Raw genomic sequence first — 6,086 nt, 5'->3', positions numbered from 1 at the left:
CGGGTACGCCGGCGCCTCGGGCAAGAAGAGGCCCCCCGCGCACCCGGCAGAGCTCACTTACCCTTGCTGTCTTCCGACCCTGGGGGATTGGGCGAGGTGCCGCCACGCGGGGGGTTGCCACCAACTCTAGGCGATTCGGTGCAGCGGCAGGTGGCCGGTAACCTCCTCCGCGGAGGATTCGCCTAGTGGCCTATGGCGCTCGCTTGGAAAGCGGGTTGGGTTAACAGCCCTCAGGGGTTCGAATCCCCTATCCTCCGCCAGATTTCGCTCCGCACAGGTTGCGTGGCGGACAGCGGTGAGCCAGGCACCGAACCCAGCGACGGAAACGGCTCCTGCTCACCGCTCACCCGGGCGACAGGAGCCAGGGGGCTACCTCGTACGCCGGCGCGCGAGCACCGGCCGCAGCACCAGCGCCAGCAACAGCGCGCCGCCACCGAGCAGGCCCCACCACACCGCGTCGCGCCGGGTGGACGCGAGGACGTCGGGCTCCGGCTCCGGAGCGGCGTAGACCTGGGTGTCCGGCTCGGGCCGGGTCTGCTCCGCGGCGCCCGACTCGTCCAGGGCCAGCGGACGGGTGAGGGCGTCGTAGACCTGCACGTCGCCGGCGCCGGCGAGGCGGTCCGGGATGTCGGCCCGCCCGTCGGCGGTGAGGAGCAGCCGGCTGACCGCCATCGCCGGGGTGTCGTCGGGGAAGTGCGCGAAGAGCAGCGCCAGCACGCCGCTCACCTCGGCCGCGGCCCAGGAGGTCGCCGGGGTGCTGAGCAGGCAGGTGCCGCCGTTGACGGTGTAGGACACCGCGCCGGCGGTGGGGGCGGCGACGTCAGTGGCCGAGTTCTCCAGGACGAACTCGTGCGGGTCGGCACCGCTGAGACCCGCCATCGAGGCGTTGACCCCGAGCGCCGGGTCGTACGCCGCCGGGTGCACGACGTCCCGCGCGTCCTCGCCGGGCCGGAACTGCTCGAACTGCTCGTCGGGCACCAGGGCGGACCCGGTGTCGCCTGGGTCGTTGCGCGGCCGGTTGCCGGTGCCGGCCACCGTCACCACGCCGGCGTCCCACAGCTGCTGGACCCGCTGGGCCAGGGCCTCGTCCGGCGCCACGTTGAGGGAGATGTTCACGACCCTGACGTTCATCCCGGCTGCGCGGCGGGCGAGGACGACGTCGAGGGCCGCCACGACGTTGGCCGTGAGGATCGGCGTCCCGTTGTCGCCGGTCGGGTCGTCGAAGACCTGGAGGTCCAGGATCTGCGCGTCCGGCGCGATGCCGACCGGGCCACCGGCGTCCCCCTGGCGGGGGGAACCGGCGACCAGCCCGGCGACCGCGGTGCCGTGGTAGTGGTCCCGCTCCAGGCCGGGCACCACGACGGGCTGCTCCACGACGTCCACGCCGGCGGTGGCGCCGACACCGGAGTCGACCACCGCCACGACGACGCCCGCACCGAGCCCCTGCCCGCGGCGGGCCAGCCAGTCGTGTGCCCGGTCGACGTCCATCTCGGCCAGGGGTCCGCTGTCCCGGGTGGTCGCGAACGTCTCGTCGAGCGTCGTCTGGTCGCACTCGGCGTCGTCGACGGCGTGCGCGGCCGGAGCCGTCGCGACCAGGCCACCGGCCACCAGCGCGACGGCGACGAGGAACCACCGCACCCAGGTCAACTCGGCAGCTCCCGGCACTCCCGGTCCCCGACCGGGTCGGGGGAGGGCGGGCACAGCGCGTCGGCCGTCGAGAGGTCCACGCCCTGGCCGAACAGCTCCACCCAGCTGTCCGGCACGAGCGGGGCAGGGACCTCGTCGTAGCGCAGCTTCTCGACGGTCTGCGCGTCGCGCAGCGAGTACGCCGTGCCGCGGGGGTCGACGACGTAGGAGCGCAGGCCGCTCACGTCGTCCCAGTCACCCGACTGGACGTAGGCTCCACGGCCGTCCTCGATGGAGTAGTCGATCACCAGCGGGTCGCCGAGCGGAGCGGCCGACAGCTCGTCGCCGGGGTTCTGCACCAGCTCGACCCCGGGGACCCCGCCGGGGTCGGTGACCAGCAGCGCGCACGGGTCGTAGGTCAGCTGCTCGAGCGGCTCGTCCGGCCAGCTCGCGTCCAGGTAGGTGCGGGTCTGCTCGCTCAGCAGCGGCGGCTCGCCCTCCAGCAGCCGCGGGAGGCGTCCCGGCCTGCCGGGCTTCTTCGCGGGGATCGGGCTGTAGCGGTAGACCTGCAGCGCGAAGGCGGACAGACGCATGGGCCCGGACCCCGTGAGCACGAGTCCCTCCTCGCCGTCGATCCAGTAGTCCCCGACCTTGGCGCCGGGAGGGTACGGCGCCGGGTCGAGTGGGGGCTTGCCGGCACCGTCGACCTGGAACGTCTCCCACGCCAGCTCCCCGCCGGTGGGGAACAGCTGCAGCCAGTCCTCGGGCACGGCGACCGCCTCGGCGCGCTCCCGCAGCCCGAGCTCGTTGAGCATCGCGTCCACGGAGTCGGTGCCGTCGCCGGGTGCCGGCAGCGGGTAGATCATCGCCCGCTGCACGTCCGCGAGGTCGCCGGCCCGGGCGACGAGGTAGTCGCGCCCCTGGTTGGTCACGACCAGGCCGCCCCGGTCGACCGCGTCGACGTCCGGGTCGGTCCGCAGCCCGAGCATGATCCCGCGGCCGTCGCCGGTGCACGCCGTCCAGCCGTCCTCGATGAACCGGTCCGGCCGCGGCAGCGTCTGCGGTGCCCCGAAGATCCCGATCGTCTCGCCGGGCGTCTGCTGCTCGATGACGTCCTGCTCGACGTACGTCGGCTCCACGTCGGCGCCCAGGATGAGCTGGGCGGAGGTGATGTTGAGGATCGGGATGAGCTCGGGGTCGTCCTCGTCCTCGAGGATGACGTACGGCGCCGCCTCCTCGCGGCTCACGACCAGGCCGACCTTGTTCCAGTCCTCCTCGGTCTTCGAGGCGAGCACCGACGCGATCGCTGCGGCAGCGATGAGGAGCACCGACAGGGCGAGGCCGCCGACGATGGTGCGACCGGGACGGGCCGGCTCCACCTCGCGGCCACCGGGCGCCCCGGAGAGGAACGCGGTCACCAGGCGGCGACGGCTGAACGCGTGCGCCTCGACGAGGTCCTTCTTGGTCGCCACGCGCTAGGACCGGATGGAGGAGTAGATGCCGGCGGCCAGGACCAGCAGCGGCAGCAGCCCCAGCAGGCACACGGTCTCGGCGATGTCGCCGAGGCGGCCGCGGCGCAGCGACGGTACGCCGGGGAGCAGGGTGAAGGCGAGCAGCACGGCCCCCGTCGCCGCGAGGGTCACGGCCGCGGTGGGCCGCCACTCGTCGTGCAGCCACAGCAAGGAGAGGGCGACCGACGCCAGCCCCAGGATCCCTGACGTCAGCCCCACCAGGACCTCCGTGCCGGTGCGGTACTGCCGGGTCCGGAGCATGACCACGAGGCACGCGTCGACGGCGAGCAGGGTGCCCGACAGCCCGAGGCCGACGGCCAGCGGGGCGACGAGCACGAGGAGGATGCCGACCGTGGCGGAGCTGGCCACCAGGATCTGGTGGGCGATCTGGGCGTCGGAGCCGACCCGGTCCGGGTCGATCTGGTCGGGGTCGGCGGTGATGTCGGCCTGGGTGAAGAGCTGGTCCACGGTCGTGCCGGTGACCCCGAGCGCGAGCCAGGGGAAGACGCTCCCGGCCAGCACCACCAGGACGAGCGTCGTCGTCAGCAGCACGCCGGCGTCGACGTCGAACGAGTGCAGGACCAGACCCGTCGCGAGGGCGATCGCCCCGACGACCGCCGGCGGGATCGTGAGCACGCGGCCGTCGCCGAGCCCGACGACGCAGACGAGTCCGGCCCCGAGGGCGCCCGCGCCGGCGTACGCCAGGGCGGCCCCGAGCAGCGGCTGGCCGTCGCGCAGCGCGAGCATCAGCGGGCCCAGCGCGGCGTAGCCGGCCCCCATCCAGGCGACCGCGACGGCGGCCTCCGGCTCGCGCTGGGCCCGGGAGAGCACGACCGCGCCGGCGACCAGGACCACCGCGACCACGCCCGCCGCGACACCGGCCAGGAGCGAGTCGTACTGGATGAAGAGGGCGACCCCGCCCAGCGCCATCAGCAGTCCGGCAGCGCTCAGCGCCGTCCGGCGTCCGGACGCGGGAGACCAGGGCTCGAGGTCGCGCTCGACCACGTCGGTCATCGCCTCGACGATGTCGTCGTAGATGCGGGGTGGCGGCTCGTCGACGCCCGCCGTGACCGTGAGGAGCCCGCCGTCCTCGACGCCCTGGACGATCAGGCCGCTCTCGCCGGACAGCTCACGACCCGAGGCCGTGACGACGCGGTAGCCGCCGTAGACGGTGGCGGCGTCGAGCAGCCCGACGCTGCGGGCCAGCTCGGGCACCAGCTCCGCGACGGGCACCGAGCCGGGCAGCACCAGGTCGACCCGCCGCGCCCCCGAGGAGACGGACACGCGCACCAGGCCGGACGCGCCGATCGACGGCCCCAGTGGCGTCTGCGTCATCGTTCCTCCCGAGTGGTGTCCGACGTCCGCCTGCGGATGCTATCCGGACGGACCCGCGATGGGGCGCGCGAAGGGGCCGGCACCTGGGCGCCGGCCCCTTCTCCCGAGACGTACGGGTGTGCGTGGCTCAGTACTGGAACGAGGCCGCGCCACGCTGGTCGGCCGAGATGTAGTCGTTGTTGGACTGCGAGACGCTGGTGCTGGTCTGCCCGAGCACGGTGAGCATCTCGTAGATGGCGGTGTTCCACCGCTGCTTGGAGATCGCGTACTGGTCCTTGGCGCGACCGGTCCAGTCGCTCTGCAGCGGCCGCAGCTCCTCCTCGAGCTGGTTCATCCGGCCGTCGATGTCGCGCACCGCGTTGGAGAGGTCCAGGGCGGCCTGGTCGAGCGCCGCGTGGTCTACGAGGAGTCCGTCGAATCCGGTCATTGCTGTGCTCCTGCTCTGAGGTGGTCTGGGTGGTGGTCGCTGGTCAGAGGGACGTCGAGACGCCGTCGAGGCGACCGAGGTTGGTCCCCGCCACCTGGGCCTGCGCGTCGTCGGTCGAGGTGAAGTCGCGGTCAGTGACGACCAGCGACTGCTCGAAGTCGTTGAGCGCCCGCATGATCGTGGTCTGCTTCTCCTGCCAGGCCCGCTGGAGGTTCTGGAAGGCCAGGCCTCCCGAGCCCTGCCAGCGCATCGCCATGCCGGCGATCTGGTCGTTGAGGGCCGCGGCCCGCCGGTCGAAGTCCACCTTGGCGGTGGCGACCATGCCGGCCGCGCGGGTGAGGGCCTGGTCCGCTGCGCTGGTCTCGTTGGGTGCTGAGCTCATCTGCCGTTCCTTTCTCTGCGGCGGCATGAGCCACCCGAGTGGTCCGATCCCGGCTGGTCGCCGGACAACCCCGGATCTACCCGCGCCCCGGGCCGCTAAACCCGGAACTTGATTTCCCACAGGGTCCGGAAGAGCCCGGACGAGACCACCAGTGCGGCGATCGCGCCGGCACCGGCCAGACCTTCGGCCACCTCCGCCCGGCGCGACCACCACGCCGAGCGCCAGCCCCGTCCGTTGGCCACGGCGACGACCACGAGCAGCGCCGCGAGCACGATGACCACGACCGCCAGGGTGAACCGTCGCTCGTCGCCGAGCAGCCCGAGCACCACCACCAGCAGCGCCGCCCAGCAGGTGAGTCCGGCGGCCCGCAGCATCGCCCGGGCGCCACGATGGCGGTAGCTGCGCGAGGTCAGCAGCAGCGCCGCCCCGGCCAGGCCGACGAGGACCCGCGCACCGACCCGGTCGACCGGGAGGGTCGCCGTCGCCAGCAGCATCGGGGCGGAGATCGCGGCGACCGCCCAGACCGCGCAGGCGGCGGCGGTGACGGTGCGGGATGCCCGGGCCGCCACCATGGCGACGTCCTCGGGACGTACGACGGTGCGCCCCCGCCGGCCCCGCGGCCGGTCCCGCGCCGACCAGGCGGTGACGGCCAGCCGCTCGATGTCGATGAGGTACTGGTCGGGGACGTCGACCGCGAGGCCCGGCACGAAGCGCGCCGCCAGCATCGCGAGCACCAGCAGGGCGCCCCACACCACCTCGGGCGCCGCCCCGACGAGCGCACCCGCTCCGGTGAGGACGAAGAGCC

Annotated in this window: 6 protein-coding genes, 1 tRNA gene and 1 other RNA gene; 1 reads left to right on the top strand and 7 read right to left on the bottom strand. The window is 73.5% G+C overall.

Annotation, left to right across the window (positions count from 1 at the left end):
• Window positions 1-26: 26 nt before the first annotated feature.
• Window positions 27-116: signal recognition particle sRNA small type (ffs, locus tag JHD21_RS19785), an RNA gene on the bottom strand.
• 55 nt (window positions 117-171) lie between these two features.
• Here ffs and JHD21_RS19780 point away from each other — a divergent pair.
• Window positions 172-260 (top strand) — tRNA-Ser (locus JHD21_RS19780).
• A gap of 109 nt (window positions 261-369) precedes the next feature.
• On the opposite strand, the gene JHD21_RS19775 is transcribed toward JHD21_RS19780, so the two are convergent.
• The 6 genes from JHD21_RS19775 to JHD21_RS19750 all read right to left on the bottom strand — a co-directional run.
• Window positions 370-1,638 carry a S8 family serine peptidase gene (locus JHD21_RS19775; RefSeq protein WP_292678782.1) on the bottom strand — a complete coding sequence of 423 codons (1,269 nt, stop codon included), beginning with the start codon at window positions 1,636-1,638 and terminating at the stop codon, window positions 370-372.
• 5 nt (window positions 1,639-1,643) lie between these two features.
• The gene (locus JHD21_RS19770) at window positions 1,644-3,098 is read right to left on the bottom strand and encodes a type VII secretion protein EccB (protein ID WP_292678778.1); all 1,455 of its coding nucleotides are present in this window, start codon (window positions 3,096-3,098) and stop codon (window positions 1,644-1,646) included.
• 3 nt (window positions 3,099-3,101) lie between these two features.
• Window positions 3,102-4,472, bottom strand: coding sequence for a type VII secretion integral membrane protein EccD (eccD, locus tag JHD21_RS19765; RefSeq protein WP_292678775.1), 1,371 nt, complete (start codon window positions 4,470-4,472; stop codon window positions 3,102-3,104).
• 127 nt (window positions 4,473-4,599) lie between these two features.
• Entirely contained in the window at window positions 4,600-4,899 is a 300-nt protein-coding gene (locus JHD21_RS19760) for a WXG100 family type VII secretion target (RefSeq protein ID WP_292678772.1), read from the bottom strand.
• Between the two features lie 43 nt (window positions 4,900-4,942).
• A complete protein-coding gene (locus JHD21_RS19755; RefSeq protein WP_292678769.1) occupies window positions 4,943-5,281 on the bottom strand; it encodes a WXG100 family type VII secretion target in 339 nt (112 codons plus the stop codon).
• Window positions 5,282-5,376: 95 nt separating this feature from the next.
• Window positions 5,377-6,086, bottom strand: a 710-nt coding sequence (locus JHD21_RS19750) for a hypothetical protein (protein ID WP_292678767.1), incomplete at its 5' end; no start/stop codon positions are given.

The organism is Nocardioides sp. (genome assembly GCF_016462705.1).
Taxonomy (GTDB): Bacteria; Actinomycetota; Actinomycetes; order Propionibacteriales; family Nocardioidaceae; genus Nocardioides.
The sequence above is the reverse complement of the archived record's forward strand: the minus strand, read 5'-3'. Positions and strand labels throughout refer to the sequence as shown.

Bases quoted from the DNA above. Each gene is read 5' to 3' on its own strand.
- JHD21_RS19755 (WP_292678769.1), bottom strand. From the start codon at position 5,281: ATGAGCTCAGCACCCAACGAGACCAGCGCAGCGGACCAGGCCCTCACC.
- JHD21_RS19760 (WP_292678772.1), bottom strand. From the start codon at position 4,899: ATGACCGGATTCGACGGACTCCTCGTAGACCACGCGGCGCTCGACCAG.
- eccD (WP_292678775.1), bottom strand. From the start codon at position 4,472: ATGACGCAGACGCCACTGGGGCCGTCGATCGGCGCGTCCGGCCTGGTG.